General features: G+C 65.9%; 26 protein-coding genes. 12 read left to right on the top strand and 14 right to left on the bottom strand.

Annotation, left to right across the window (positions count from 1 at the left end):
• The first annotated feature begins 16 nt into the window (after positions 1–16).
• Positions 17–418 (top strand): low affinity iron permease family protein, encoded by a 402-nt coding sequence (locus E7773_RS08430; RefSeq protein WP_293990180.1) that lies wholly within the window; start codon positions 17–19, stop codon positions 416–418.
• Here E7773_RS08430 and E7773_RS08435 read toward each other — a convergent pair.
• The gene (locus E7773_RS08435; protein ID WP_293990182.1) at positions 415–1,632 is read right to left on the bottom strand and encodes a UbiH/UbiF/VisC/COQ6 family ubiquinone biosynthesis hydroxylase; all 1,218 of its coding nucleotides are present in this window, start codon (positions 1,630–1,632) and stop codon (positions 415–417) included. The genes E7773_RS08430 and E7773_RS08435 overlap by 4 nt on opposite strands.
• 107 nt (positions 1,633–1,739) lie before the next feature.
• Here E7773_RS08435 and E7773_RS08440 point away from each other — a divergent pair, with 107 nt between their 5' ends.
• The 4 genes from E7773_RS08440 to ribA all read left to right on the top strand — a co-directional run bounded on the left by E7773_RS08440 (position 1,740) and on the right by ribA (position 6,832).
• Positions 1,740–4,025, top strand: a complete 2,286-nt coding sequence (locus E7773_RS08440) for a DNA translocase FtsK 4TM domain-containing protein (protein ID WP_293990183.1) — start codon at positions 1,740–1,742, stop codon at positions 4,023–4,025.
• A gap of 67 nt (positions 4,026–4,092) precedes the next feature.
• Positions 4,093–4,701: an outer membrane lipoprotein carrier protein LolA gene (locus E7773_RS08445; protein WP_293990184.1), complete on the top strand. Its 609-nt coding sequence runs from the start codon at positions 4,093–4,095 to the stop codon at positions 4,699–4,701.
• Positions 4,702–5,000: 299 nt separating this feature from the next.
• A complete protein-coding gene (locus E7773_RS08450) occupies positions 5,001–5,783 on the top strand; it encodes an exodeoxyribonuclease III (protein WP_293990185.1) in 783 nt (260 codons plus the stop codon).
• Positions 5,780–6,832: a GTP cyclohydrolase II gene (ribA, locus tag E7773_RS08455; protein ID WP_293990186.1), complete on the top strand. Its 1,053-nt coding sequence runs from the start codon at positions 5,780–5,782 to the stop codon at positions 6,830–6,832. The genes E7773_RS08450 and ribA overlap by 4 nt, the downstream gene beginning before the upstream one ends.
• Positions 6,833–6,950: 118 nt before the next feature.
• Here ribA and E7773_RS08460 read toward each other — a convergent pair whose 3' ends face one another.
• A complete protein-coding gene (locus tag E7773_RS08460) occupies positions 6,951–7,622 on the bottom strand; it encodes an HAD family phosphatase (protein ID WP_293990766.1) in 672 nt (223 codons plus the stop codon).
• 41 nt (positions 7,623–7,663) lie between these two features.
• Positions 7,664–8,329 carry a YggS family pyridoxal phosphate-dependent enzyme gene (locus tag E7773_RS08465; protein ID WP_293990187.1) on the bottom strand — a complete coding sequence of 222 codons (666 nt, stop codon included), beginning with the start codon at positions 8,327–8,329 and terminating at the stop codon, positions 7,664–7,666.
• Between the two features lie 73 nt (positions 8,330–8,402).
• On the opposite strand from E7773_RS08465, the gene E7773_RS08470 reads away from it, so the two are divergent.
• Complete coding sequence (locus E7773_RS08470) at positions 8,403–8,951, top strand: thiamine phosphate synthase (RefSeq protein ID WP_293990188.1); 549 nt, start codon at positions 8,403–8,405, stop codon at positions 8,949–8,951.
• A gap of 35 nt (positions 8,952–8,986) precedes the next feature.
• Here the strand turns inward: E7773_RS08470 and E7773_RS08475 are convergent, their stop codons facing one another.
• Positions 8,987–9,682, bottom strand: coding sequence for a hypothetical protein (locus E7773_RS08475; RefSeq protein ID WP_293990190.1), 696 nt, complete (start codon positions 9,680–9,682; stop codon positions 8,987–8,989).
• A gap of 198 nt (positions 9,683–9,880) precedes the next feature.
• Here E7773_RS08475 and E7773_RS08480 point away from each other — a divergent pair, with 198 nt between their 5' ends.
• From E7773_RS08480 to holA, 4 genes are read left to right on the top strand one after another with little or no spacing between them, the layout of a single operon-like run.
• Complete coding sequence (locus E7773_RS08480) at positions 9,881–10,315, top strand: DUF3576 domain-containing protein (RefSeq protein ID WP_293990192.1); 435 nt, start codon at positions 9,881–9,883, stop codon at positions 10,313–10,315.
• A gap of 42 nt (positions 10,316–10,357) precedes the next feature.
• On the top strand, positions 10,358–12,853 hold the full coding sequence (gene leuS, locus E7773_RS08485; protein ID WP_293990768.1) for a leucine--tRNA ligase: 2,496 nt from the start codon (positions 10,358–10,360) through the stop codon (positions 12,851–12,853).
• Positions 12,850–13,341, top strand: a complete 492-nt coding sequence (gene lptE, locus E7773_RS08490) for an LPS assembly lipoprotein LptE (RefSeq protein ID WP_293990194.1) — start codon at positions 12,850–12,852, stop codon at positions 13,339–13,341. Before leuS ends, lptE begins: the two co-directional genes overlap by 4 nt.
• A 17-nt stretch (positions 13,342–13,358) precedes the next feature.
• Positions 13,359–14,357, top strand: a complete 999-nt coding sequence (gene holA / locus E7773_RS08495) for a DNA polymerase III subunit delta (protein WP_293990196.1) — start codon at positions 13,359–13,361, stop codon at positions 14,355–14,357.
• Between the two features lie 9 nt (positions 14,358–14,366).
• On the opposite strand, the gene E7773_RS08500 is transcribed toward holA, so the two are convergent.
• Genes E7773_RS08500 through E7773_RS08525 form a run of 6 tightly spaced genes read right to left on the bottom strand, consistent with a single transcriptional unit; the run spans position 14,367 to position 20,047 of the window.
• Positions 14,367–15,248 (bottom strand): ParB/RepB/Spo0J family partition protein, encoded by an 882-nt coding sequence (locus E7773_RS08500; protein ID WP_293990198.1) that lies wholly within the window; start codon positions 15,246–15,248, stop codon positions 14,367–14,369.
• Positions 15,245–16,030 (bottom strand): AAA family ATPase, encoded by a 786-nt coding sequence (locus tag E7773_RS08505; RefSeq protein ID WP_293990200.1) that lies wholly within the window; start codon positions 16,028–16,030, stop codon positions 15,245–15,247. Before E7773_RS08505 ends, E7773_RS08500 begins: the two co-directional genes overlap by 4 nt.
• Positions 16,027–16,635, bottom strand: a complete 609-nt coding sequence (gene rsmG, locus E7773_RS08510; RefSeq protein ID WP_293990202.1) for a 16S rRNA (guanine(527)-N(7))-methyltransferase RsmG — start codon at positions 16,633–16,635, stop codon at positions 16,027–16,029. The genes E7773_RS08505 and rsmG overlap by 4 nt, the downstream gene beginning before the upstream one ends.
• On the bottom strand, positions 16,632–18,464 hold the full coding sequence (mnmG, locus tag E7773_RS08515; protein ID WP_293990204.1) for a tRNA uridine-5-carboxymethylaminomethyl(34) synthesis enzyme MnmG: 1,833 nt from the start codon (positions 18,462–18,464) through the stop codon (positions 16,632–16,634). The genes rsmG and mnmG overlap by 4 nt, the downstream gene beginning before the upstream one ends.
• A gap of 36 nt (positions 18,465–18,500) precedes the next feature.
• A complete protein-coding gene (mnmE, locus tag E7773_RS08520) occupies positions 18,501–19,781 on the bottom strand; it encodes a tRNA uridine-5-carboxymethylaminomethyl(34) synthesis GTPase MnmE (protein ID WP_293990206.1) in 1,281 nt (426 codons plus the stop codon).
• A 26-nt stretch (positions 19,782–19,807) separates the two neighbouring features.
• Positions 19,808–20,047 (bottom strand): DUF6489 family protein, encoded by a 240-nt coding sequence (locus E7773_RS08525; protein ID WP_293990208.1) that lies wholly within the window; start codon positions 20,045–20,047, stop codon positions 19,808–19,810.
• Positions 20,048–20,137: 90 nt separating this feature from the next.
• Here E7773_RS08525 and E7773_RS08530 point away from each other — a divergent pair, with 90 nt between their 5' ends.
• On the top strand, positions 20,138–20,842 hold the full coding sequence (locus tag E7773_RS08530; RefSeq protein WP_293990210.1) for a dienelactone hydrolase family protein: 705 nt from the start codon (positions 20,138–20,140) through the stop codon (positions 20,840–20,842).
• Here the strand turns inward: E7773_RS08530 and E7773_RS08535 are convergent.
• On the bottom strand, positions 20,832–21,296 hold the full coding sequence (locus tag E7773_RS08535; RefSeq protein ID WP_293990211.1) for a MerR family transcriptional regulator: 465 nt from the start codon (positions 21,294–21,296) through the stop codon (positions 20,832–20,834). The two genes, E7773_RS08530 and E7773_RS08535, sit on opposite strands and share 11 nt — an antisense overlap.
• Positions 21,297–21,455: 159 nt before the next feature.
• Between E7773_RS08535 and E7773_RS08540 the strand changes: the two genes are divergently transcribed.
• Positions 21,456–21,620: a DUF1508 domain-containing protein gene (locus E7773_RS08540; RefSeq protein WP_293990212.1), complete on the top strand. Its 165-nt coding sequence runs from the start codon at positions 21,456–21,458 to the stop codon at positions 21,618–21,620.
• A 75-nt stretch (positions 21,621–21,695) separates the two neighbouring features.
• On the opposite strand, the gene E7773_RS08545 is transcribed toward E7773_RS08540, so the two are convergent.
• From E7773_RS08545 to E7773_RS08555, 3 genes are all read right to left on the bottom strand, one after another.
• Positions 21,696–22,349, bottom strand: coding sequence for a YjbE family putative metal transport protein (locus E7773_RS08545; protein ID WP_293990213.1), 654 nt, complete (start codon positions 22,347–22,349; stop codon positions 21,696–21,698).
• Between the two features lie 219 nt (positions 22,350–22,568).
• On the bottom strand, positions 22,569–23,825 hold the full coding sequence (rho, locus tag E7773_RS08550; protein ID WP_293990214.1) for a transcription termination factor Rho: 1,257 nt from the start codon (positions 23,823–23,825) through the stop codon (positions 22,569–22,571).
• A gap of 148 nt (positions 23,826–23,973) precedes the next feature.
• On the bottom strand, positions 23,974–24,411 hold the full coding sequence (locus E7773_RS08555; RefSeq protein ID WP_293990215.1) for a CopD family protein: 438 nt from the start codon (positions 24,409–24,411) through the stop codon (positions 23,974–23,976).
• Positions 24,412–24,639: the final 228 nt, after the last annotated feature.

Genomic DNA, 24,639 nt, shown 5'->3' on the forward strand with positions numbered 1-24,639 from the left:
TTCAAGGGAGTTCGTGATGGAGAGGATGTTCGAGAAGATCGCGGAAAAGGTTGCAGGATGGGCGGGCCGGCCACCGGCGTTCATTGCCGCATTGCTGATCGTCATCATATGGGGCGTGACGGGACCGATCTTTCATTATTCGGACACGTGGCAACTGATCATCAACACCGGCACGACGATCGTCACCTTCCTGATGGTGTTCCTCATCCAGAACGCGCAGAATCGCGACGGATCGGCGATTCAGGCCAAGCTCGACGAGATCATCCGCGCCACCAGCGACGCCCGGAACGGCTTTATCGGGGTCGAGCATCTGACCCAGCACCAGCTCGAATTGCTCAAGCTTGCGATCGAGAAGGATTGCGGCAAGGAATCGAGCAACCACCGGTCGGTGGAGCGGTTGTTGCGGCGGATGGGCTAGACGGTCAGCCCGGCCAATAGCTTGGGCAGCGCACCCGATTCGCCACGCGCTTCCGCGATGAAACGATCCTTGAGTGCGGGCGACCGCTGCACCGCCGACAGCCCGAGCCGGCGGATGGCGTTGGCGGTGTCACCGGGGATGCCGAACAGGCGAGTCAGCCCATCGGTCGCGAGGCTGACCATGAAGGTGTCGAGGCTGCGCCAGCGCTGGTAGCGCTTGAGCAAGGCCGGGTCGCCGAGGTCGAGTCCGATTCGCTTGCCGTCGACCAGCACCTCGACCAACGCGGCGACATCGCGGAAACCGACGTTGACTCCCTGCCCCGCGATTGGATGAATGCCGTGTGCGGCGTCACCGACCAAAGCGAGGCGTTCGGCGGTGATCGTCGCGGCGTGGTGAAAGCCAAGCGGATGCGCGAAGCGCGGGCCGAGCCAGGTCAGGTCGCCGAGGAACCCGCCCATCTTGCGGCTCAATTCGGCAAGATACCCGCGCTCGCCGAGTTTCTGCATCCCGGGCGCCTGCGCGGTACGCACCGACCAGACGATCGCCGAGCGGTGCCCGCGCGCGTCGTCGATCAAGGGCAGGATAGCGAACGGCCCTTCGGGATAGAAGATTTCGTATGCGACGTTCTCATGGCTGAACTCGTGCCCGATCGAGGTCACCAGCGCGACGTGATCGTAGCTCCAGCGCGCGGTGTTGAGCCCCGCCGCCTCGCGCGTCGGCGAGTTGCGCCCCTCCGCCCCGACCAGCAGCGACGCACGGACTTCGCTGCCGTCGCTCAGCGTCGCGCGAACGCCGAAGTCGTCTCGCACGACTTCGTGCGCGCTGGTCCGCATCCGCAGATCGACGCGGCTCGCCGCCCCCGCCGCGTCGAGCAACGCGGTGCGAAGGTCGCGATTCTCGAACATCGTGCCAAGCGCGTCCTCGCCCTCCTGCGGCACGAAATCGAGTGCGCCGGGCTTCAGCCCGTCGCTCACCCTGATGCCCTCGATCGGGCAGCCCTTGCCCGCCAGCCGGCCGGCCACGCCGATCGCCTCGAGCATCCGCATCGGCGCGCTGGCGATCGCCGAGGCGCGCCCGTCGAACCCCGGCGCGGTCACCACCGCCGGATCGGCCGGATCGACCACGACGCTGGTCAGCCCGTGCGCATCGAGCGCCACCGCGAGTGCGCTGCCGACCAGACCGCCGCCGAGAATGAGGACGTCCGCTTGATTCATGGCAACCGCCCTAGCGCGCCGCCCCCCGTCGCACCAGCTTGACGGCGGACTCGGCAAGCGCGAGAATCTAGCGCGAACGAACAGCGGACATTTCGGGGGTATCGATCATGGCGAGCCGCGCGCAGCCGCCGCTTTGGCGCGAGACAGTGAAGGCGGGCGCGGCGCGCGGCTGGCGGATGGTCGGCGCGATCGCGGTGCTGACGCTGACTCTAGCGCTCGCCGCCGCCTTGCTCACCTATCGTTCGGGCGATCCCTCGCTCAGCACCGCGGCGGGTGGCCCGGCGGAAAACCTGTTCGGCACGCCGGGCGCGTTCATTGCCGACCTTGCGCTGTCGATCCTCGGCCTGCCGGTGAGCGGGCTGCTCGCGGTCGGCGCGATCTGCGGGCTTCGCCTGTGGCGCGACGAGCCGATTGGGCACTGGGGACGGATGCTGACCGTTGCCACCGTCGGGATCGCGTTGGTCGCGACGGGCTTGGCCTTCTGGTCGCCTGCCGCATCGTTGCGCTGGCCCGCGGGACTCGGTGGGCTGGTCGGCATGGTCGTGGCGGGCGCGCTCGATTGGGTCATCACGCTGATCGGCAACCCGACCGCCATCCTGTGGAGCGAGCGACTGGTCGAGCTCGCCTTCGTCATCGTGGGCGCGGTGGTGTGGTTCATGAGCTTGGGACTCGGCCTGCCGCGCATGCCGCGGATCGCGCTCTCCGCCCGGTCCGAACGGCTGACCGACCGGCGCGAACCCGCGCCCGCACCCGAACAGACGATCCGCCAGCCGCGCGCGCTCGCGCTGCCCGACGCGCGCCCGGGCCCGGTGATCGCCGAACGCAGCGCCGCCGTCGCGCAACCCAAGCCTGCGCGCGGCCCTAAACAGGCCAGCCTCGACCTGCGCGACAATTACCGCCTGCCGACCCTCGATATGCTCAAGGCGCCGCCGCCCTCGGCCAACGGCCCGGTCGACAAGGCTGCGCTCGAGCGCAACGCGCGGCTGCTCGAAACCGTGCTCGACGACTTCCACGTCAAGGGATCGATCATCGAAGTGCGTCCCGGCCCGGTGGTGACGATGTACGAGCTCGATCCCGCGCCGGGGATCAAGGCGAGCCGCGTGATCCAGCTTGCCGATGATATCGCGCGCAACATGTCGGCGATCTCCGCGCGCGTTGCGACCGTACCCGGCCGCACCGTGATCGGGATCGAGCTGCCCAATGCCAAGCGCGAGACGGTGAGCCTGCACGAGCTGGTCGCGAGCGACACGTTCGAGGATCAATCGGCCTCGCTCCCGCTGATTCTCGGCAAGAATATCGCCGGCGATCCGGTGGTGGTCGACCTCGCGCCGATGCCGCACCTGCTCGTCGCGGGCACGACGGGATCGGGCAAGTCGGTCGGGCTTAACTGCATGATCCTGTCGCTGCTCTATCGGCTCAACCCCGATCAGTGCAAAATGATCATGATCGATCCCAAGATGCTCGAACTGAGCATGTACGACGATATCCCGCACCTGCTCGCCCCCGTCGTCACCGATCCGGCCAAGGCGGTGCGCGCGCTCAAATGGGCGGTCGAGCAGATGGAGGAGCGCTACCGCCAGATGTCGTCGGTCGGGGTGCGGAGCTTGGCGAGCTTCAACGACAAGGTTCGCGCGGCAAGAGCGAAGGGCCAACCGCTCGGGCGCAAGGTCCAGATCGGCTACGAGAACGGCAAGCCGGTGTACGAAGAGGAGCAGCTCGACTTCCAACCGTTGCCGCAGATCGTCATCGTCGTCGACGAGCTCGCCGACCTGATGATGACCGCGGGCAAGGAGGTCGAATTCCTGATCCAGCGGCTCGCGCAAAAGGCGCGCGCGGCGGGGATCCACCTGATCATGGCGACGCAGCGCCCGTCGGTCGACGTCATCACCGGCGTCATCAAGGCGAACTTGCCGACGCGGATCAGCTTCAACGTCACGTCGAAGATCGATTCGCGCACGATCCTGGGCGAACAGGGCGCCGAGCAGCTGCTCGGCAAGGGCGACATGCTGTACATGGCGTACGGCAAGCAGATCAGCCGCGTGCATGGGCCGTTCGTGTCGGACGACGAGGTCCGCGCGGTCGCCGATCACTGGCGCGCGCAGGGGCAGCCCGATTACGTCCAGTCGGTGACTGAGGAGAGCGACGACGGCTTCGCGCTCGACGGCGCGCCGCTGGGCGAGGATTCGGCCGAGGATCAGCAATATCGCGGCGCGATCCAGTTAGTGGTCGAGAGCCAGAAAGCGTCGACCAGCTGGCTTCAGCGCCAGATGCGGATTGGTTATAATTCGGCCGCGCGCCTGATCGAGCGGATGGAGAAGGACGGCATCGTCGGACGCCCCGACCATGTCGGCCGCCGCGAAGTGCTGCGCGACCGCGACGGCAACCCGCTCTGATCCGGCGCGTTCACAACGGGTTCAAGACGGCCGCGCCATCGCTCGCGGCACCTTTAGGAGAAATTCCGTGACGTCTCGCGCCCTCGCGCTGCTTGCCCTACCCGCCCTCGTCGCCGCAGCGCCCGCTGCCTCGCCCGACCTCGCCAAGATCCAGGCGCACCTCGCGGCGGTGCGATCGATGACCGCGACGTTCACGCAGACCGACCGCAACGGCAAGACGCTGACCGGCACCTTGTCGCTCAAGCGTCCGGGCAAGATCCGATTCCAGTACGAAAAGGGCGTGCCGATCCTGGTCGTCGCCGACGGCAATTCGCTGTGGTTCCTCGATTATTCGGTGAAGCAGAAACAACGCTGGCCGATCGGCGGGTCGCCGCTCGGCGTGCTGCTCGATCCGTCCAAGGACATTTCGCGCTATGCCAGGATGGTGCCGACCGCCGACCCGGCGATCCTGTCGGTCGAAGCGAACGACCCCAAGCATCCTGAATATGGGCGGATCACGCTGATCTTCGAAAAGAACGCTTCGGCGCCCGCCGGGTTGATGCTGCGTGGCTGGGTGGCGCTCGACGCGCAGAACAACCGCACGACGATCCGGTTGTCGGGCCAGAAGTTCAACGTGCCGATTTCCGACGGAACGTTCCGCTTCAACGACCCGACGCCGACGGCTCCGCGAAAATGAATGTTCCGTTCATCTGGGCGACAGCATTGTCCGACTAATACAGTCATCGCGGATGTGGGGCGGTTCAGGATTTTCCCCCTGTTGCCTGGAACGGCCCATTTCCCGCCTGCGTGACGAACGCTAGGTCGGCCCTCGCTCCATGCCCCCGGAGCGGGGGCCTTTCTGCGTCTGGCGGCATGGCGCGTGCCGCGCCAAGACTCGCCGGTCGCACGGCCGGCGGCGCTCCGCGCCGACCGACGACGCGGCTTTGCCGCGGCGGGCAGGTGACGAACCCCTTCCGACCCCCTAAGTCCTCTCCCGTGAAGATCGTCTCCTGGAACATCAATTCGGTCCGTTTCCGCATCGAGATCGTCGAGCGGTTCCTGCGCGAGGCCGCGCCGGATATCCTGTGCCTCCAGGAAACCAAGGTGATCGACCAGGACTTCCCGCAGGAACCGTTCCGTCGGCTCGGTTACAAGACGATCATCCTCCACGGGCAGAAGATGCACCACGGCGTCGCGATCTTGAGCCGCGTGCCGCTCGCCGAGGACGACCGGTTCGACTGGCAGGCCAATCGCGAGGCACGGCACGTCGGAGTGCGGCTGGCGAACGGCGTGCGGCTCGAGAACGTCTACGTCCCGGCCGGGGGCGACATTCCCGACCGCGACCTCAACCCCAAGTTCGGGCAGAAGCTCGATTTCGTCGGGCGGATGGCCGCGTGGTCGGCGAGCCTCGATTGCCCGACGATCCTGGTCGGCGACCTCAACATCGCGCCGCTGCCGAGCGACGTGTGGAACCACAAGGCGCTGCTCAAGGTCGTCAGCCATACGCCGATCGAGGTCGAGGCGCTAACACGGCTCAAGGATTCGAACAGCTGGGTCGACCTCGGGCGGCATTTCCATCCGGCACCGGCGCGGCTGCACACGTGGTGGAGCTATCGCTCGCCCGACTGGACGGTCAACGACCGCGGGCGACGGCTCGATCATATGTGGGCGACCGCCGATGTCGCCGCGGTCGCCACGTCGCACACAGTGTTCGAGGCGTGCCGTAACTGGCTCAAGCCATCGGACCATGTCCCGATCCTGACCGAGTTCGACCTTTGAGCACGCGCGACGTCGCCCGCGCGATCGACTCGCTGCGGCGCGGCTGGCCGATCGCGATTGGCGGGGGCGGCGATCCGGTCGGGCTGCTCGCGATCGAGACTGCCGACGCGGGGCGGCTGGCGGCGTTCGATCCCGCGGGCGACTCGCCGATCCTGCTGTCGGCGGGGCGCGCGGTGACGCTCAAGCTCGCCAACCAGATCGAGGCCGCCGTTCCCGATTCGCCGGTGCTGGTCGAGCGCACCTTCTGGATCGATTTCGACTGCGCGGTGGCGCTCGCCGACCCGCAGCTCGACATGGCGACGCCGATGAAGGGACCGTTCCGCGCGATCCCCGTCACCGACGCTGACGTCATGGCGGCAGCCCTCGGTTTGGCGCGGACAGCCGGGGTTCTGCCCGCCTTTTTTGTCGGCGTCGCGAGCGAGCCAGCGATCTCCATTGCCGACGTCGCGGATTTCGAGGACCCGATCCACCTGGCGATCGCCGCCCGCGCGCACCTGCCCGTCGCGGGTTCGGAACGGTCGGAGATCGTCGCGTTCCGTTCGCCCGATTCGCCCGGCGAGCATATCGCGCTGATCGTCGGCCAGCCCGACGGCAACCCGCCGCTCGTCCGCCTCCACAGCGAGTGCCTGACCGGTGACGTGCTCGGCAGCCTGAAGTGCGATTGCGGGCCGCAGCTGCACGCCGCGATCTACGCGATGGAGAGAACCGGCTGGGGCATCCTGCTATATCTGCGGCAAGAGGGACGCGGGATCGGGCTGGTCAACAAGCTGCGCGCCTATGCACTGCAGGATCAGGGATTCGATACGGTCGACGCCAATACGCGGCTCGGCTTCGCGGTCGATGCGCGCGATTTCCGCGTCGCGGCGCGGATGCTCGACCTGCTCGGGCAGACGCGGATCCGCTTGCTGACCAACAATCCGGAGAAGGTCCGCGTGCTCGAGGCAACCGGAATCCAAGTCGCCGAACGCGTGCCCATTGCGCTCCCGCCCAACCCGTTCAACGCAAAATACCTAGCGACCAAGCGCGACCGGACCGGGCACCAGCTCTGAACCGCGCGGCGGAAGTTGACACTAAGTTGACACTATCGGCGTCGACATCCGGCCTGTCGCTCGATCCGTTTATCGCCGCCCCTGCCAAAGAGCAGCAACGACGGTTTCACACGAAATCCTACATTTCCAGCAGTTTCGTGACCTCGGCGAAATCGCTCGCCACAGCGTCCACTCTCGCCCCACGCAACCGGTCGGCGTGGTCGGCCGCGCAATGGCTCCCCGCGCACAACCCGATCACGTACCCGCCCGACGCCACCGCGCCGGTCGCGCCGACGATCGAATCCTCGATGATCGCGCAGTCGGCGATCGCGACGCCGAGCTGGTCTGCAGCGAATAGATAGAGGTCGGGCGCGGGCTTGCCGTGTATCACGTGCTCGCGGCCCGAATAGATATGATCGCCGAACGCGCCACCCAGCCCGATATGGTCGAGGTGACGGCGGATCCAGCGGGTCGAACTCGACGACACTACCGCCCTGGGCAGATCAGCGGGAAGCGACTCGACGAAATCGACCGCGCCGGCGACTTCGCCGATCCCCTCGGCCATCACGCGGTCATCCTCCGCGGCGCGCGCGGTATGAAAATCCGCCGGCAGCGGGCGGCCGATCCACGCCTCGACCTTCGCCAGGAAATCCGCCCCCGAATAGCCCATAAAATTGGCCATCGACTGCTCGGGCGTGGTCGGGTGGCCGATGCCGGTCAGATAATCGGCGATCTGCTTGTTGCCGACATATTCGCTTTCGATCAGCACCCCGTCGAAATCGAATAGGAGCGCCCCGAACTTGCGGGCGATTGATCCGGGGGATCGATCGCTTCGGGGCGATCCCGCGAACCTCACGCGCGCGCCCCGAACAGTGCCGATCCAACGCGAACGTGCGTCGCGCCGAGCGTCACCGCGGTCGCGAAATCGCCCGACATCCCCATACTCAACCCCGCCAGCCCATGGTCGCGCGCCAGCTTGGCGAGCAACGCGAAATACGGGGCGGGCTCGACGTCGGCAGGCGGCAGCGCCATCAATCCGGCGAGCGGAAGATCGGCGGCACGCGCTTCGGTCAGCAAGGCGGGCAGGTCGGCAACCGCACAGCCGCCCTTCTGCGGCTCGTCGCCGATATTGACCTGGATGAAGCACGCGGGCCGCTTGCCCGCCGCGTCCATCGCCTTGGCGAGTACGGTGACCAGCGACGGCCGGTCGAGCGAATGAATCTGGTCGAACAGCGCGACCGCTTCGCTCGCCTTGTTCGATTGCAACTGGCCGATCAACGCGAGGCGAATGTCAGGGTGCGCCTCGCGCAATGCGGGCCACTTGGCCTGTGCTTCCTGTACGCGATTCTCGCCGAACACGCGTTGTCCCGCGGCGATCAGCGGCTCGATCGCCTCGGCCGGATGCGTCTTCGACACCGCGATCAGCTCGACCGCATCGCTGCGCCCGGCAAGTTTTTTCGCGCGCGCGATCTGGTCGAGAACGCCGGCGAGCCGCGCGGCGGGGTCGTCGGTCGTCATGGCGGGCGCTATAGAGAGCACCGTGCCACGCCGCCACCCCCTCCCGCACCCCCAAATAACCAGGGTTTGGCTGATGACCGACGAGCGGCAGGGTGACGAACTGTGGGCCGCGCTGCGGCGGTTGCCGCGCGGAAGCGGGGTGGTGTTCCGGCATTATGCGACGCCGGCGGCGGAGCGGCAGGCGTTGTTCGCGCGGGTGATGCGGGTCGCGCGCGCGCGCGCGCTGGTTGTGGTGCGCGCCGGGGCGTGGTGCGGGGTTGGCGCGGACGGGGTGCACAACGGAAGGGGCGTGGGACTGCGCACAGCGTCGGCGCATTCTTGGGGTGAGGCTAAGGCGGCCGTGCGCCGGGGAGTGGATATGGTGTTTGTGTCGCCGGTGTTTGCGACGCGCTCGCATCCGGGCGGAACGGTGCTTGGCGTCAAGGCGGCCGAGAAGATTGCGCGGCGGCTGCGCGTGCCGGCAATTGCGTTGGGCGGGATGGATGCGGCGCGATTTCGCCCGCTGCGCGCGTTCTACGGCTGGGCGGCGATCGATGCCTGGACAGCGACGGTTGAAAGCCCGCCGCGGCAAAGCCGCGTCGTCGGTCCTCGCTCCCGCGACGCCGGCCGGACTTCTTGCTGATACCTGATTTAGCCCTGCTAAATCAGGGCAAGAAGTCAGAACTTAAATGTCGTCCCGACGTACACCGCCTGGCTGTCGGCACGATTGTCGGGCAGCGGTGTCAGGCGGTCGCGGTCTTGCGACTTGTAGCGTACACCTGCGGTCACATCCAGGTTGCGGCGGAGCGAGTAAGCGCCGCCCACATTGATCATCTGCGGCGTGTCGCTGGTCAGCGCCGTGTCGGTCGACGGACGGTCGGTCACGGCCTTCAGCTTCGACGGCTTGCTCAGGTTGAAGCCCGGCTCGATCCGGCGACCGCTGAACGAGGTGCCCAGATCCATCTTCGGCGCATCGCCGGGGACGGTCAGCCGCTTGGCGGCGGTCGTCGAAGTGAGATTGTACGCGATCGGCGCAACACCGACCGACGGCGGCGCGATATCGGCGCTCGACCCGCGCAGCGTGACGATTCCGGCCTTGGGCGTGTTGATCTGCAGCGCCACCGCGATCGGGCGACGCGCACCGCTGGTGTCGGCGGGGGTGAAGCGGAACGCGGCGTTGCCGATCCCGTTGCGCGCGATCAGCGCCGCCAGCTTCGGGTCGGCCGAGGCGGGCGTGAAGAAAATCCGCTGCGGCAGCAACGACCTGGCGGTCCGATGCGCCGTATCCGGGGTCCCGAACGCGGGCATCGCGAACGCGCCGGCGACGGCAAGCGCCCCGACCAACGTTCCGACAATTGCCCGCTTTGCGATCACGGCGACTCCGACCGACTCTCAGTTCAGACTCGCCCTATCACGGATCGTTCCATCGCCGCCACCGACAATGCGCTTTTCACGGCAAGTGTTGCATCATGTCCACATGGGCGGAACTGGCCGACTCCACGATGCGCGCTTGCGGCGCGGCCTTGAGCATCTATAGATGCGCGTCCGTCCTATCTGTGTCAGGAATTGTCGATGACTCGTTTGCGCACCGCCGCGTATCTGGCCCTGTTGCTGCCGCTTGCCGCCTGCAGCCATGGCAACAAGGCCCGCATGCAGGCGGACATCGCCGCGTCCAAAGTCACCACGATCGGCGTCAACGCCTATCTGTGGCGCGCGACGCTCGACACGCTGAGCTTCATGCCGCTGCTCCAGACCGATTCGAACGGCGGCGTCATCGTCACCGACTGGTACGTCAATCCGTCGGCACCGACCGAGCGGATGAAGGTTACGGTCACGATCCTCGACCAGGATCTGCGCGCCGACGCGGTCCGCGTCGCGGCGCTGCGTCAGGTCAATCAGGGCGGGCAGTGGGTCGCGGCCCCGGTGCAGGCGGCGACCGTCCAGAAACTCGAGGACATCATCCTTACGCGTGCGCGTGACCTGCGTCGCGCTGCCGTCGCCAATTAGGTAAACCCGGTGGGCGGGTAATGCCCGCCCAACAGGAAAACGATCATGTCACGCTTCAATCCACTGAAGGCCGACGCCCAGTGGCAAAAGGTGTGGGACGAACGCCAGACGTTCGCCGCGAAGGACGATAGCCCCAAGCCCAAGTCGTACGTGCTCGAGATGTTTCCGTACCCGTCGGGGCGGATCCACATGGGCCACGTCCGCAACTACACGATGGGCGACGTGCTCGCGCGCTATCGCCGGATGAAAGGCATGGAAGTGCTCCACCCGATGGGGTGGGACGCGTTCGGCATGCCGGCGGAAAACGCCGCGATGGAAAAGGGCGTGCATCCGGGCGGATGGACCCGCCAGAACATCGCGACGATGAAGGCGCAGCTGAAGCGGCTGGGATTCGCGCTCGACTGGAGCCGCGAGTTGGCGACGTGCGAGCCCGACTATTACGGGCACGAGCAGGCGCTGTTCCTAGATATGCTGGCGGCGGGGCTGGTCTATCGCAAGGAATCGTCGGTCAACTGGGACCCGGTCGACATGACCGTGCTGGCCAACGAGCAAGTGATCGACGGGCGCGGCTGGCGGTCGGGGGCGCTGGTCGAGAAGCGCAAGCTCTCCCAGTGGTTTTTGAAGATCACGCAGTTCGCCGATGAGTTGCTTGAGGGGTTGGGCGAGCTCAAGCATTGGCCCGACAAGGTGCGGCTGATGCAGGAAAACTGGATCGGCAAGAGCCAGGGGCTGCAGTTTCGCTGGAAGATCAGCGACGGCGGCGAGGTCGAGGTCTTCACCACGCGCCCCGACACGATCTTCGGCGCGAGCTTCGTCGCGGTCGCGGCGGACCACCCGATCGCGCAAAAGGTTGCGGCAGGCAACGCCGATGCAGCCGCCTTCGTCGAGCTGTGCAAGCAGGGTGGGACTACCGCCGCCGAGCTCGAAACGCAGGAAAAGCTCGGGTTCGACACCGGGTTGACCGTGACCCACCCGTTCGACGAAGCGATCAAGCTGCCGCTCTACATCGCCAATTTCGTGCTGATGGAATATGGCACCGGCGCGGTGTTCGGTGTGCCCGCGCACGACCAGCGCGACTTCGAATTCGCCAGCAAATACGGTCTGCGCATCCGCCGTGTCGTGTCCGATGGTGACAAGACCGACCCGGCATTCGCCGAAGCCGAGGCTTATGGCGGCCCAGGAACGCTGGTGAACTCGCACTTCCTCGACGGGATGGACGTCGAGGAGGCCAAGCGCGAGGTCATCACGCGCGCGGAAGGCGGCGGCTGGGGCCACGGCACCACCGTCTATCGCCTGCGCGACTGGGGGGTGAGCCGCCAGCGGTATTGGGGCACGCCGATCCCGATCGTCCATTGCAGCGCGTGCGGCGCGGTGCCGGTGCCGCGCGATCAGCTGCCGGTGGTGTTGCCCGAGGACGTGTCGTTCGACATTCCCGGCAATCCGTTGGACCGCCACCCGACGTGGAAGCATGTCGCCTGCCCCTCGTGCGGCGGCGAAGCGGTGCGCGAGACCGATACGCTCGATACCTTCGCCGATTCGTCGTGGTATTTCATCCGCTTCGCGAGCCAGCCCCGGGACAAGGCGTTCGACCGGGCGGTGGCCGAGCAATGGCTGCCGGTGGGCCAGTATATCGGCGGGGTCGAGCATGCGATCCTGCACTTGCTCTACGCGCGGTTCTGGACGCGGGCGCTGCGCCACATGGATATGCTCGACGTAACCGAGCCGTTCGCTGGCTTATTCACGCAAGGCATGGTGACGCACGAGACGTACAAGTCCGCCGAGGGCAAATGGCTGTCGCCCGACGAAGTGCGCGGCGGCAAGGAAGTTGCGACCGGCCAGCCGATTACGGTCGGCCGCATCGAGAAGATGTCGAAGTCGAAAAAGAACACGATCGATCCCGAGCCGATCGTGGATCAGTACGGCGCCGACGCGACGCGGTGGTTCATGCTATCCGATTCGCCGCCCGAGCGTGACCTGCAATGGTCGGAGAGCGGGATCGAGGGCGCGTGGCGCTTCACGCAGCGGCTTTGGCGGCTGGTTGAGGCGATCGAGGACACCGACGGCACCGACACCGCGCTCGACCGCAAGCTCGCGCAGACGATCGCGGGGGTCGCGACCGATATCGAGGCGCTGCAGTTCAACAAGGCGGTCGCCAAACTGTACGAACTGGTCAATGCGATCGAAAAGGCCGCGCCGTCGGCGTCGCGCACCACGGCGACCCGGGCGCTGGTCCGCCTCGTCGCGCCGATGACGCCGCACCTCGCCGAGGAAGCCTGGGCTGCGATGGGCGGGGAGGGGCTCGTCGCTGACGCCGAGTGGCCGAGCTACGACCCCGCGTTGCTGGTCGAGGACGAAGTGACGATCGCGATTCAGGTCAACGGGAAGCTGCGAGACACGCTGGTCATGCCCAAGGGCAGCGACAAAGCACTGGTCGAGGCCGCCGCACGCGCCAGCGCGCACGTGATTCGCGTGCTCGATGGCGCCGAACCGAAGAAGGTGATTGTCGTACCCGACCGTCTGGTCAATCTGGTGGCATGAAGCGACTCGTCCTCCTGCTCGCCCTTGCGCTCCCTGCCTGCGGGCTGCACCCACTGTACGAAGGAGGCGGATCGGGACCGGTCGCGCGCAGGCTGGCGCAGATCGAGGTCGCGCCGATCGCGGGTAAAACGGGCTATCTGATGAGCAACGCGCTGCGCGACCGCCTACCCGGCTCGGATGGCGGGGCGGCGAAATACCGGCTCGAGGTGAAGCTCGACGATTCGATCGTCGGTCTCGGCGTGCGCAGCGACAACACCATCACGCGCGAGCGCCGCTCGCTGCGCGCACGCTACCAACTGGTCGATGCCGCGACCGGCGAAACCTTGCTCGACGCGACCGCCGGGTCGGATGCCGGGATCGACGTCGTCAGTTCGGAATATGCCACGATCGCGGCCGAGAACACCGCGCTCGAAAACCTGTCGAACATCGTCGCCGATCAGATCGTGACGCGTATTGCGATCTACACGCGCCGCGCCTCGGCCAAGTGAAAGCGTCCGAAAATCAATTGATTAGCGCATTGGACGCGGCGTCGCCGGCGATCCGGCTCTACCTGCTTCACGGCCCCGACGAAGCCGGCGCCGCCGACCATGCCGCCAGGCTTGGCCGCGCGCTCGGCACCGATGCGGAGAAGGTCGCGATCGACGGATCGTCGCTGAAGGGTGATCCCGGTCGCGTGGTCGACGAGGCGCGATCGCTCGCGCTGTTCGGCGGGCGGCGCTGGATCCTGGTCAGCGGGGTGGGCGACGACGCGCTCGAGGCCGCGCGGTTGCTGATCGCCGAGCCGCATGTCGAACATCCGGTCGTGTTTCTGGGGCCGGGCCTGCGCGGCAAAGGCAAACTGGTCGAGTTCGCGGTCGCCGAACCTGCGGCGATGAGCTTCGCCTGTTATGTGCCTGACGGTGCCAATGCCGATCGCATGGTCGCGGGAATCGCGCGCGACCAAGGCCTGCGCCCGACGCAGAACGCGGCGCGGCGGTTGATGACCGCATCGAACGGTGACCGCGCGGTGATCGCGCGCGAGATCGAGAAGCTCGCGCTCTACCTCGACGCCGCCGCCGACCGGCCGCGCGACCTCGACGACGATGCGCTCGACGCGCTGGGCGCGGAATTGGGCGACGCGCAGATGTCCGACGTCGTCGATGCCGCGCTGGAGGGGCGCGTGCGCGATATCGCGCGCGCACTCGGCCGTTTCACCGAATCGGGCGGCGCGGCGATTCCATTGCTCCGCCAGATGGTGCGCAAGCTGATGACGCTGGCGGCGATGCGCGCCGAGGTCGAAAGCGGCAGGCCGGCCGCTGCGGTCGTCAAGGCACGCCACGTCCACTTTCGCGAGGTGGCCAGCACCGTGCGTCAGGTCGAGCGATGGAAATCGGCGGACATCGCGGCCGCGATCGACCGGCTGCGCCGCGCCGAACGCGCGCAGATGGCAGCGGGCGGGGCAGGGGAAATCCTGTCCGACGTGGCGATCACCGAAACGACGCGCGCTGCCGCAAGAGCGCGCTAAATCAACGACTTAGATCGGTTCGCCGGTCAGCCGCTGGCACACCATGTCGAGCTGATCGAGCGTCGAATAGGCGACCGTGAGCGTGCCGCCCTTGGGACCGTAGCTGATCTTCACGCCAAGCCCGATCACGTCGCTCAACTGGCGCTCGAGCGCGGCGATGTCGGCGTTGCGCCCACCGCCGCCGCTCGAACCGCCGCCGGCGTCGCCGGTCTTGGCCGAGCGCGCGAGCCGCTCGGTGTCGCGCACTGACAATCCTTTGGCGACGACCTCCGCCGCGAGCCGCTCCGCATCGGGGGCGCCGATCAACGCGCGCGCATGCCCCATGTCGATCCGGCCATCGGTCAACAGCGCCAGCACGCCGTCCGGAAGATCGAGCAATCGCAACAGGTTAGCTATATGACTGCGCGATTTGCTGACCAATTTGGCCAGCGCTTCCTGGGTATGGCCGAACTCGCCGATCAGCCGCTTGTACGCCTCCGCCTCTTCGACCGCGTTGAGGTCGCGACGCTGGATATTTTCGAGCAGCGCGACCTCGAACGTCTCGGCATCGTCAAGCTCGCGCACGATGACGGGGACTTCGTGGAGCCGCGCGCGCTGCGCCGCGCGCCAGCGGCGTTCGCCCGCGACGATCTGGTAATTGCGGCCGTGCGGGCGGACGAGGATCGGCTGGAGCACACCGCGCGCTGCGATCGATTGCGACAGTTCGTCGAGCGCCGAATCGTCGAAGGCGCGGCGCGGCTGGCCGGGCTGGGGGGTCAGCGCACCCACGGGCATCATGCGGATTCCCGCAGACGCCTCACCCTTTGTCGGCACCGGCTCGGCGGCGATATCGCCGAGCAACGCATTGAGACCGCGACCCAAGCCGGGGCGGGGCTTTCGCGACTCGCTCATGCCGCGATCGCCGGCTTGGCCGGGGGCAATCGCCCGATCAACTCGCGCGCTAGCGCCATATACGCCTCCGATCCCGAACACCGATAATCGTAGATCAACGCCGGCACGCCGTGGCTTGGCGCCTCAGACAGCCGCACGTTGCGCGGAATGACGGTATCGAACACGACCTTACCCAGCACGGCGCGGACATCCGACGACACCTGCTCGGTCAAGCGGTTGCGGCGATCGTACATGGTGAGCGCGACGCCGAGAATCGCGAGCCCTGGGTTGAACCGCGACCGGATTCGCTCGACCGTGCTCAGCAGCTGGCTAAGCCCTTCTAAAGCAAAGAATTCGCACTGGAGCGGCACGAGCAGCGAATCGGCTGCCACCATCGCGTTGATCGTCAACAGGCCGAGCGAGGGCGGGCAGTCGATCAAAATCACATCCCAGCGGTCATCGGTCGCCGCCAAGGCGTGATCGAGCCGATGCGTGCGCTCCTCATAGTCGACGAGTTCGATCTCGGCACCCGACAGGTCGACCGTCGCGGGCACTATATCGAGCTTGGGGACCGCCGTGGCGATGGCCGCGTCGGAGACGGCAGCTTGGCCGATTAACACTTCGTAGCTCGAAACCGCGCGATTGGCGCGGTGGATGCCCAGTCCCGTCGACGCGTTGCCCTGCGGATCGAGGTCGACGATCAGCACGCGCTTCCCCGTCGCGGCGAGCGCGGTGCCGAGATTGATCGCGGTGGTCGTCTTGCCGACCCCGCCCTTCTGGTTGGCGACCGCGATGACGGTCATCGCCGCCTCACGCCGCGCGCGACGACGATCGCCGAATCCGGATGGGTGACGCTCTGTTCCACGTGGAACACTCCATGCCACGTCCGCCGAGCCTCCGCCACCTCCTCGTGGGCGCTCGTGCCCTTTGGAAGCAGCCAGATCGTCTCATTATCGGCGCAACGCTCAGCCGAAGTGAACAGTGCGCCGATCCGCGACACCGCACGTGCCGAAATGACTTTCGCCTTTTCACGTACGGACTCGATTTTGGTGGGTGCAACTACGACGTTGTCGAGGCCCAGTTGTGCCACCGCCGCACCAAGATATTCGGCGCGCAAGCGGCGCGGCTCCACCAGGATCATCTTGCGCTCGGGCTCGACGGCGGCAACGGCGAGTCCCGGGAATCCGGCTCCCGTCCCGACGTCGATCCACCGACCTTCGGGTCCCCACGCCACCAACTGGAGCGAATCGACGATATGGCGCGACCAGATCGAATCGAGCGTCGATCGCGCGACGAGATTCTGCCGATCGCTTTCCGCCATGACGATCGCCGCCAGCCGATCGAGCCGGTCCATCGCCGTCGAATCGAATCGCGCCGCGGCCCAGGCGCGCGCCTCCTCCTCGGTCACGCCGCGCGCCGGCTGGCGTGGAGCAGGATGGCGGTCATCGCGGCGGGCGTGACCCCGCGAACGCGCCCGGCTTCGGCGAGATTGTTCGGACGCGCGGCGGTCAGGCGTTCGACCATCTCGATCGACAAACCCGGAATGGCGGCAAAGTCTACGGCGCCCCCCAGGATCACGCCCTCGCTCGCGCGCAGTTCGGCGACTTCGGCTTCCTGGCGCTCGACGTAGGGCGCGTAACGCGCATCGTCGATCGCCTCGGCAAGGACCGGCGTCATGACGCCGGCCAGGTCGGGCGCGACGTCGGCGAGATCGACGCCGGGGAAGCGAAGCCAGTCGCGCGCGGCGCGGCGCGCACCGTCCTGGGCAACGCCGGTGTGCGCCAGCGCGCTAGCCGAAATCGGATGCGACAGCGCTTGGTCGATGGTGGCGCGTTCCGACTCGCGGGAGCGGAGATGGCGCAGCCGATCTTCGCCGAGCAATCCTGCCTCTTCCGCGATCGGTGATAGCCGCGTCTCGCCATTGTCGGCGCGGAGCCGCAGGCGGAATTCGGCGCGCGCGGTGAGCATGCGATAGGGCTCGGTCACGCCTTGCAGCACGAGGTCGTCGACCATGACGCCAAGATAGCTTTGCGCGCGGTCGGGCAGGAACGGTGCGAGGCCAAGCGCGCTGGCGGCGGCGTTGGCACCAGCGACCAACCCCTGCGCCGCCGCCTCCTCATATCCCGTCGTGCCGTTGATCTGGCCCGCGCAGAACAACCCGGGGAGCGTGGCCAGCTCCAGACGGTGATCGAGCGAGCGCGGGTCGAGATGGTCGTACTCTACCGCATAACCAAACGCCGTGATCCGGGTACGCTCCAGCCCAGGTACCGATGCGATCAGGGCCGTCTGGGCGTCGGCCGACAACGACGTGGAAATGCCGTTAGGATAAACGGTCGCGTCGTCGAGTCCTTCCGGTTCGAGGAAGATCTGGTGCCCGTCGCGGTCGCCGAAGCGGTGCACCTTGTCCTCGATCGACGGGCAGTACCGCGGGCCGGCACCTTCGATCGCACCGCCGAACAGCGGAGAATCGCCCAGCGCCGCGCGAATGATATCGTGCGTGCGCTCGGTCGTGCGCGTAATCGCGCAGGCGAGCTGGGGAAGCGGGCGGCTGCACGACAGCGGCGACATCGTCCAGTGCTCGTCGTCCGACGGTTGAGGCTCGAGCCGCGCCCAGTCGATCGTTCTACCGTCTAGGCGCGGCGGGGTGCCGGTCTTGAGCCTCGCCATCGGCAGCCCCAGCGCCCGCAACTGATCCGCCATCGCCGTGGCCGCGCGCTCGCCCAGCCTGCCGCCGACCTCGCGGTCTCCCCCGCGAAACATCCGCGCGCCGAGGAATGTCCCCGTCGCGAGCACTACCGCGCGCGCCGCAACGGCGGTGCCATCGGCCAGTACGATGCCCGCGGTGGCACCGCGTTCAATGAGAAGGGATGCTGCCTCGCCAGAGAGGATGCTGACCCGGTCGTGTTCCTTAAGCAGCGCGCGCACCGCCACCGCAAAGCGCATGCGATCGGCCTGCACGCGTGGCCCGCGCACTGCGGCACCCTTGCTGCGGTTGAGCATGCGATAATGGATCGCTGCCGCATCCGCCGCTCGTGCGATAATGCCGTCACACGCATCCACTTCGCGCACGAGATGACCCTTGCCGAGGCCACCGATACTCGGGTTGCACGACATCGTGCCGATATTGCCGGCGTCGAACGTCACCAACGCCACGCGCGCGCCGCAACGCGCGCCCGCAGCGGCCGCCTCTACCCCAGCGTGGCCGCCGCCGACGACAATGACATCGAATTTACTCATGCGCGGCCGGTTAGCAGCTTGTTCCACGTGGAACACTCATTTTCCGACACAGAATTTGCCGAACAGTGCGTCGAGCATGGGCTCGATCCCCACGTCGCCCGTTATGCGCGCGAGCGCGCCATTAGCGCGGCGCAAAGCGTCTGCCACGACGAGTTCGTCGCTCGACCCGACATCACCCAACGCCTCTACCGCTTCGCGACAATGGCTAATCTGGCGTTTATTCAGCGCCAAATCTCCGGGTTTGGGAAGCAATGCAGCGGCTCGTCGTGCCACTTCGCCCCACAGCGTTTCCACCGATTCAACGCTCCGCGCCGATACCGCCAGCGCTGCCCCGGGAGGAAGGCCGGCGCGGCCCGGCAGATCGGCGCGGGCGTGAATCTGCAGCATCGCTGGCGAGGGTGGCGGATCGTCGCCCAGCCACAATGTGATGTCGGCGCCGGCGATCGCTTCGTCGGCGCGCGCCATGCCGATTCGCTCGATCGCATCCTCGCTGTCGTCGCGTAGCCCGGCGGTGTCGGTCAGCACGAACGGGATGCCGTCGCGCGCGACCGCGACCTCGATCCGGTCGCGCGTGGTGCCGGCGATCGGCGAGACGATCGCCGCCTCGCGTTGAGCCAGGGCATTGAGCAGGGTCGATTTTCCGCTATTGGGCGGCCCCGCTAGCACCACGCGGACTCCATCGCGCAGCCGCTCGACCGGGGGCACGGCGAGTATCGCGATCATCTCCGCCGCGGTCGCCCGGGCGCGGTCGCGAATGTCGTCGAGCAACGCATCAGGCACATCGGCCTCGTCGGCGAAATCGAGCGACGCTTCGAGTTGAGCGGTCAGTCCCAGCAGGCCCGTTCGCCACCCCGCGATCCGCCGCGACAAGGCGCCATCGGCCATGGCGAGCGCCGCGCGCCGCTGCAATTCGGTTTCCGCCATCAGCAGGTCGCCAAGGCCCTCTGCTTCGGCGAGATCGATCCGACCGTTGGTAAGCGCCCGCCGGGTAAACTCGCCGGACTCGGCTCGCCGCAATCCCGGTTGCGCCGCCAGCGTTGCTTCCACTGCTGCGACCACGGCGCGCCCGCCGTGGAGGTGAAATTCGACCAAATCCTCGCCGGTCGCGGTCGCCGGCCCCGGAAACACGAGTACCAGCGCCCGGTCGAGATGGTCGCCGCTGGCGGGGTCGCGCAACGTGCGAACACGCGCTTCACGCGGGGCGGGCAACTCTCCGGCGAGCGCGCGGCCGGCCGCCAGCGCCCCCGGACCACTGATCCGCACGATCGCGATCGCGGCTGGCGGCATCCCCGTCGATGGCGCGAAGATCGTCGTCATGGGCGCTTCCGGCCACCGTCTTGGCGTCAATCCTTCTTCTTGCCTGTCGCGCTGTCGAACAGCCCGCGCCAGAACGCCATGCTGGCATCGCCCATCGGCATCCAGTTTTTCATCATGTTTTCAAGTATTTCCGGCTTGATCACGGCACCGTCCATCGCGCCGAGGATCGATTTGATATAGACATCGTGGATTGGCGACAGGTCGGGCAGGCCGACCGCGCGGCGCGCTTCCTCGGGAGTGCAATCCACCTCGACATTGATCTTCATCGCGAACCTTCCCGCTTGAGCAGCGTCGGCGTGCTGCTACCGTGACGCCACTATGCCCCGTTATCGCGACGGCTAGCAAGGAGAGCGACGATGACCGCGACGATCAGCATCGAGACATTCGACGGCGACGGCTCGTTCTCCGCGCACGTCGCCGAGCCGGCCGGCGGGAGCGCGAGCGCGGCGATCATCGTGATCCAGGAGATTTTCGGGGTCAACGCCGGCATTCGCCGCAAGTGCGACCAGCTCGCGGAAGCGGGGTATCTGGCGGTCGCGCCCGATCTGTTCTGGCGGCTCGAGCCGGGGATCGAGCTCGACCCCGATATCCCCGACCAGTTCCAGGCCGCGCTGAGCTGGATGCGCAAGTTTGATCAGGACATGGGCATCCGGGATATCGAGGCAACGATTCGCGCCGCGCGCGCGAAGGTCGGCGGCGGCAAGGTTGGCGTTGTCGGTTACTGCTTGGGTGGGCGGCTCGCATATATGACTGCAGCGCGGACCGACGTGGACGCCAGCGTCGGCTATTACGCGGTCGGAATCGACGGGCTGCTCGGCGAAAAGCACGCGATCGCGCGGCCATTGATGCTCCACATCGCGGGCGCCGATCATTTCGTGACGCCCGATGTCCAGGCTGCGATGCACGCGGGGCTCGACGATCATCCCAAGGTCACGCTGCATGACTATCCCGGCGTCGACCACGGCTTCGCGACAGAGTTCGGCAAGCGACGGGTCGACGATGCGGCAACGCTCGCCGATGAGCGGACGATGGCATTCTTTCGCGATAACGTCAGTGGCTGAACTGAAGTCTTTCCTGACGCCATTCCTGGGCTAATTCCGTGTGCAGTTTTTCCAGATCGATCAAAAACGAGAACGAAAGTTGGTTGCCGGCTGCCAAATCGATTAGCTCATCCTTCGATCTGACCAGGTAAATTCGCTGAGAGCTGACAACCAGATGCCTGATGGGGCCGGCCTTATCTTCGAGCACGGTTTCCTCTGCCTTCCATGGAAGACGCTGAAGACCCTCCAGAGCTGACTTTAATGCAGCGACCGACGCACCGTTTCTGAGAAGGGTAGCGATGGTTTTCAGCACGAGGATATCGCGAAACGTGTACTTGCGCCTCGTTCCCCGATGCTTGGGACGTCTCTTGGTGGGGACGAAAACGCCCGTCCTTTCCAAATAGCCGATCATTGCCACGGAAGGGAGGCCAGCAAGAAGCGCTGCTTTTCGCGCGTAATGGCTGTCAATAATCATAGTTGTTCTCAGTAATTTAAATATAAAATCGTGGTGAGCACTAGGAAATCTTTCGTAAGCGAACTTATATCTACATATTGTGCTAAAAAATACTTTGACCCACTAGATACGGTGTCACATGATTGTTGGGCGACATGAGGTCGCGGAAAGGAAGCCGATATGCATTATCAGAAATATAAGGACGGGACGCAGTGGCGTTGGCGGCTGCGGGCGGCAAACCACGAGATCATCTCGTCCGGCGAATCGTACGTGCACGAGCGCGATTGCGACCATGCGATCAGCTTGAACAAAAGTTCGTCGAACGCCCCCGTGCATACGCAGTAAGATTCGGCGGACGCGCCGATTTGGGGCCCTCGCTATCGCGATAGTGGGGGCCTTCTGCTGTCCGCCAAAGACCGATCACAAGCCAATCAGCTTCAACACCCCGATGTCGCGATCGACCAGGCCGTGATAGATCATCGACCCGGCGACATAGAGGATTACCAGCAGACCGATATAGGCGGTCCAGCGATAGCGTTCGATTACGCGCGCGATGAAATTGGCGGCGACCGCCATCAGCGTCACCGACAAGCCGAGTCCGAACAACAGCACCGCCGGATGGTCGCGCGCCGCGCCGGCGACGGCGAGTACATTGTCGAGACTAAGCGATAGGTTGGTGATCGCGACTTGGACCGCCGCCTGGCCGAAGGTCTTGCCTTTCACACCCTCGATTTCAGGCGTCGACGAGTCGTCATAGACCGTCGGCGCGCGTTTGGGACCGATATCGCGCCACAGTTTCCAGGCCACCCACAACAGCAGCAATCCGCCGGCGAATAGCAGCCCGACAATTTGGAGCAATTGTGTCGCGACCAGCGCGAAACCGATCAGGCAAATCATCGCCAGGACGACACCCAACGCGAGGATCTGCTTGCGTTGCTTGGGTTGTAGCCCGGCGGTCAGCGCGCCGAGCACCATCGCGTTATCGCCGGAGAAGATCAGGTCGATCAGGATCACCTGGCCGAGCGTCGCAAGACCCGCGGCGGTGAAGACGTCGGCGATGCTGAAATCCTGCATGGAGCGCGCGGCCTACCGCTTTAGCGTTGCTAAAGCGAGACTTAAGCGCGCTACCGGCCGGCCTCGCTACGGCGAGGTCCGACGACGCGGCTTTGCCGCGGCGGGTATCGGCGTAAACAAAAACGGCGCGGAGTGAATCCGCGTCGTCGGCCGGGCTTTCGGCCCGCCGGCCGTGCCGGTTCGAGTCCTGAAATAGCGAGGCTATTCAGGCCGAACTCGTCATTGATTCATTGAATCGAAGAAATCCTCATTGGTTTTCGAATTCTTCATTTTATCGAGCAGGAATTCCATCGCGTCGATCGTGCCCATCTGCATCAGGATGCGGCGCAGGACCCACATCTTCGACAGCTTGCCCTGGTCGACCAGCAACTCTTCCTTGCGCGTGCCCGACTTGCCCACGTCGAGCGCCGGGAAGATGCGCTTGTCGGCGACCTTGCGGTCGAGGACGATTTCGGAGTTGCCCGTGCCCTTGAACTCTTCGAAGATGACTTCGTCCATGCGGCTGCCGGTATCGATCAGCGCGGTCGCGATGATCGAGAGACTGCCACCTTCCTCGATGTTGCGGGCGGCGCCGAAGAAGCGCTTTGGGCGCTGCAACGCATTGGCATCGACGCCGCCGGTCAGCACCTTGCCCGAGCTCGGCACGACGGTGTTGTAGGCGCGGCCGAGACGCGTGATCGAATCGAGCAGGATCACGACGTCCTTTTTGTGCTCGACCAGCCGCTTGGCCTTTTCGATTACCATTTCGGCAACCTGGACGTGGCGCGTCGCGGGCTCGTCGAAGGTCGAGGAGACGACCTCGCCCTTCACCGAGCGCTGCATGTCGGTGACTTCCTCGGGGCGCTCGTCGATGAGGAGCACGATCAGGAAGACTTCGGGATGGTTGTCGGTGATCGCCTTGGCGATGTTCTGCAGCATCACCGTCTTGCCGACGCGCGGGGGTGCCACGATCAGCGTGCGCTGGCCCTTGCCCTGCGGGCTGACGATGTCGATGACGCGCGCGCTCTTGTCCTTGATCGTCGGGTCGATCGCGTCGAGCGTCAGCTTGCTCTCGGGATAGAGCGGGGTGAGGTTGTCGAAATTGACGCGGTGGCGCACCGCATCGGGATCGTCGAAATTGACCGCCGTGAGCCGCGTGAGCGCGAAATAGCGCTCGCCGTCCTTCGGGCCCCGGATTTCGCCTTCGACCGTGTCACCGGTCCTGAGACCGAATTTACGGACCTGGTTGGGCGAGATGTAGATGTCGTCGGGGCCGGCGAGGTAATTCGCCTCGGGGCTGCGCAGGAAACCGAACCCGTCGGGCAGCACCTCGATTGTGCCCAGCCCCATGATCTGGTCGCCGTTTTCGGCCTGCTCTTTGAGGATCGCGAACAGCAGGTCCTGCTTGCGCAGCGTCGACGCGCTCTCGACGCCCAATTCCTCCGCCATGGCGACGAGTTCGGCGGGAGCTTTCTTCTTGAGATCTTTGAGATGCATTTCGGGCGTGTCCGGGAATTTTTCGGGGGATTTTTCGAGCGTCTGTCTGCGAAGGAACGCGACAATGCTGGAGGGGAAGGCTGAACGCGCCGGGGAGGCGTCGCTCGCCGACCGGACTTATGGACGTGGCCCGATCAAGTCAAGGCGGTCAGAAGGGTTTGACGATCACCAGAATGACGATCAGCGCGACAAACAAGGCAGGCAGTTCGTTGACCAGGCGGAGCTGTTTGCTCGTCAGCGTCGCATTGCCGGCCGCGAGCTTCTTCGCATAGGCGGTCATCCAGCCGTGATACCCCGTCATCAGGATCACCAACAGCAGTTTGGCGTGGAGCCAGCCTTCCTGCCAATGCTGGCCGACCGTCGCGATCGTCAGCCCGAACACCCAGACCAGGATCATCGAGGGGGTCATGATGATGCGGCGCAGCTTGCCCTCGCGCTCGACCCATTTGTCGGCCTCGGGCGTGCCGAGCGATTCCTGGTGATGGACCAGATAGCGCGGGAGCATGAACAGCCCCGCCATCCAGAAGATCACGAAGATGACGTGCGCCGCCTTCAGCCACAGATAGATCGAGGCGAGGAAGTCCATGCCTAGTCCCTTATGATAGCCCGCACATCGGCGTCACGGTCATGGCTTTCCCCCAAACCCGCCCCGATTCAAGAGTCATATAGAATATATAGAAGAAGGTTGTTGAAGCTGTTGGCGCGTGGATGCCGGGGTTTATGCGGCTGTCCCGCAATCACCCACAGCTTGACCGCGGCGGTTCCTCGCAAACGCTGCGATTCGTGGTCGCCATCCCCGTTTTCCACAGCCTGT

Origin of the sequence: Sphingomonas sp. (assembly GCF_004799495.1) — a bacterium.
Lineage (GTDB): Bacteria > Pseudomonadota > Alphaproteobacteria > Sphingomonadales > Sphingomonadaceae > Sphingomonas.

Bases quoted from the DNA above. Each gene is read 5' to 3' on its own strand.
- E7773_RS08440 (WP_293990183.1), top strand. From the start codon at position 1,740: ATGGCGAGCCGCGCGCAGCCGCCGCTTTGGCGCGAGACAGTGAAGGCG.
- E7773_RS08470 (WP_293990188.1), top strand. From the start codon at position 8,403: ATGACCGACGAGCGGCAGGGTGACGAACTGTGGGCCGCGCTGCGGCGG.
- E7773_RS08500 (WP_293990198.1), bottom strand. From the start codon at position 15,248: ATGAGCGAGTCGCGAAAGCCCCGCCCCGGCTTGGGTCGCGGTCTCAAT.
- E7773_RS08555 (WP_293990215.1), bottom strand. From the start codon at position 24,411: ATGGACTTCCTCGCCTCGATCTATCTGTGGCTGAAGGCGGCGCACGTC.
- E7773_RS08535 (WP_293990211.1), bottom strand. From the start codon at position 21,296: ATGATTATTGACAGCCATTACGCGCGAAAAGCAGCGCTTCTTGCTGGC.
- lptE (WP_293990194.1), top strand. From the start codon at position 12,850: ATGAAGCGACTCGTCCTCCTGCTCGCCCTTGCGCTCCCTGCCTGCGGG.
- E7773_RS08435 (WP_293990182.1), bottom strand. From the start codon at position 1,632: ATGAATCAAGCGGACGTCCTCATTCTCGGCGGCGGTCTGGTCGGCAGC.
- E7773_RS08480 (WP_293990192.1), top strand. From the start codon at position 9,881: ATGACTCGTTTGCGCACCGCCGCGTATCTGGCCCTGTTGCTGCCGCTT.
- E7773_RS08530 (WP_293990210.1), top strand. From the start codon at position 20,138: ATGACCGCGACGATCAGCATCGAGACATTCGACGGCGACGGCTCGTTC.
- E7773_RS08540 (WP_293990212.1), top strand. From the start codon at position 21,456: ATGCATTATCAGAAATATAAGGACGGGACGCAGTGGCGTTGGCGGCTG.
- E7773_RS08430 (WP_293990180.1), top strand. From the start codon at position 17: ATGGAGAGGATGTTCGAGAAGATCGCGGAAAAGGTTGCAGGATGGGCG.
- E7773_RS08545 (WP_293990213.1), bottom strand. From the start codon at position 22,349: ATGCAGGATTTCAGCATCGCCGACGTCTTCACCGCCGCGGGTCTTGCG.
- E7773_RS08465 (WP_293990187.1), bottom strand. From the start codon at position 8,329: ATGACGACCGACGACCCCGCCGCGCGGCTCGCCGGCGTTCTCGACCAG.
- mnmG (WP_293990204.1), bottom strand. From the start codon at position 18,464: ATGAGTAAATTCGATGTCATTGTCGTCGGCGGCGGCCACGCTGGGGTA.
- rho (WP_293990214.1), bottom strand. From the start codon at position 23,825: ATGCATCTCAAAGATCTCAAGAAGAAAGCTCCCGCCGAACTCGTCGCC.
- E7773_RS08525 (WP_293990208.1), bottom strand. From the start codon at position 20,047: ATGAAGATCAATGTCGAGGTGGATTGCACTCCCGAGGAAGCGCGCCGC.
- E7773_RS08505 (WP_293990200.1), bottom strand. From the start codon at position 16,030: ATGACCGTCATCGCGGTCGCCAACCAGAAGGGCGGGGTCGGCAAGACG.
- mnmE (WP_293990206.1), bottom strand. From the start codon at position 19,781: ATGACGACGATCTTCGCGCCATCGACGGGGATGCCGCCAGCCGCGATC.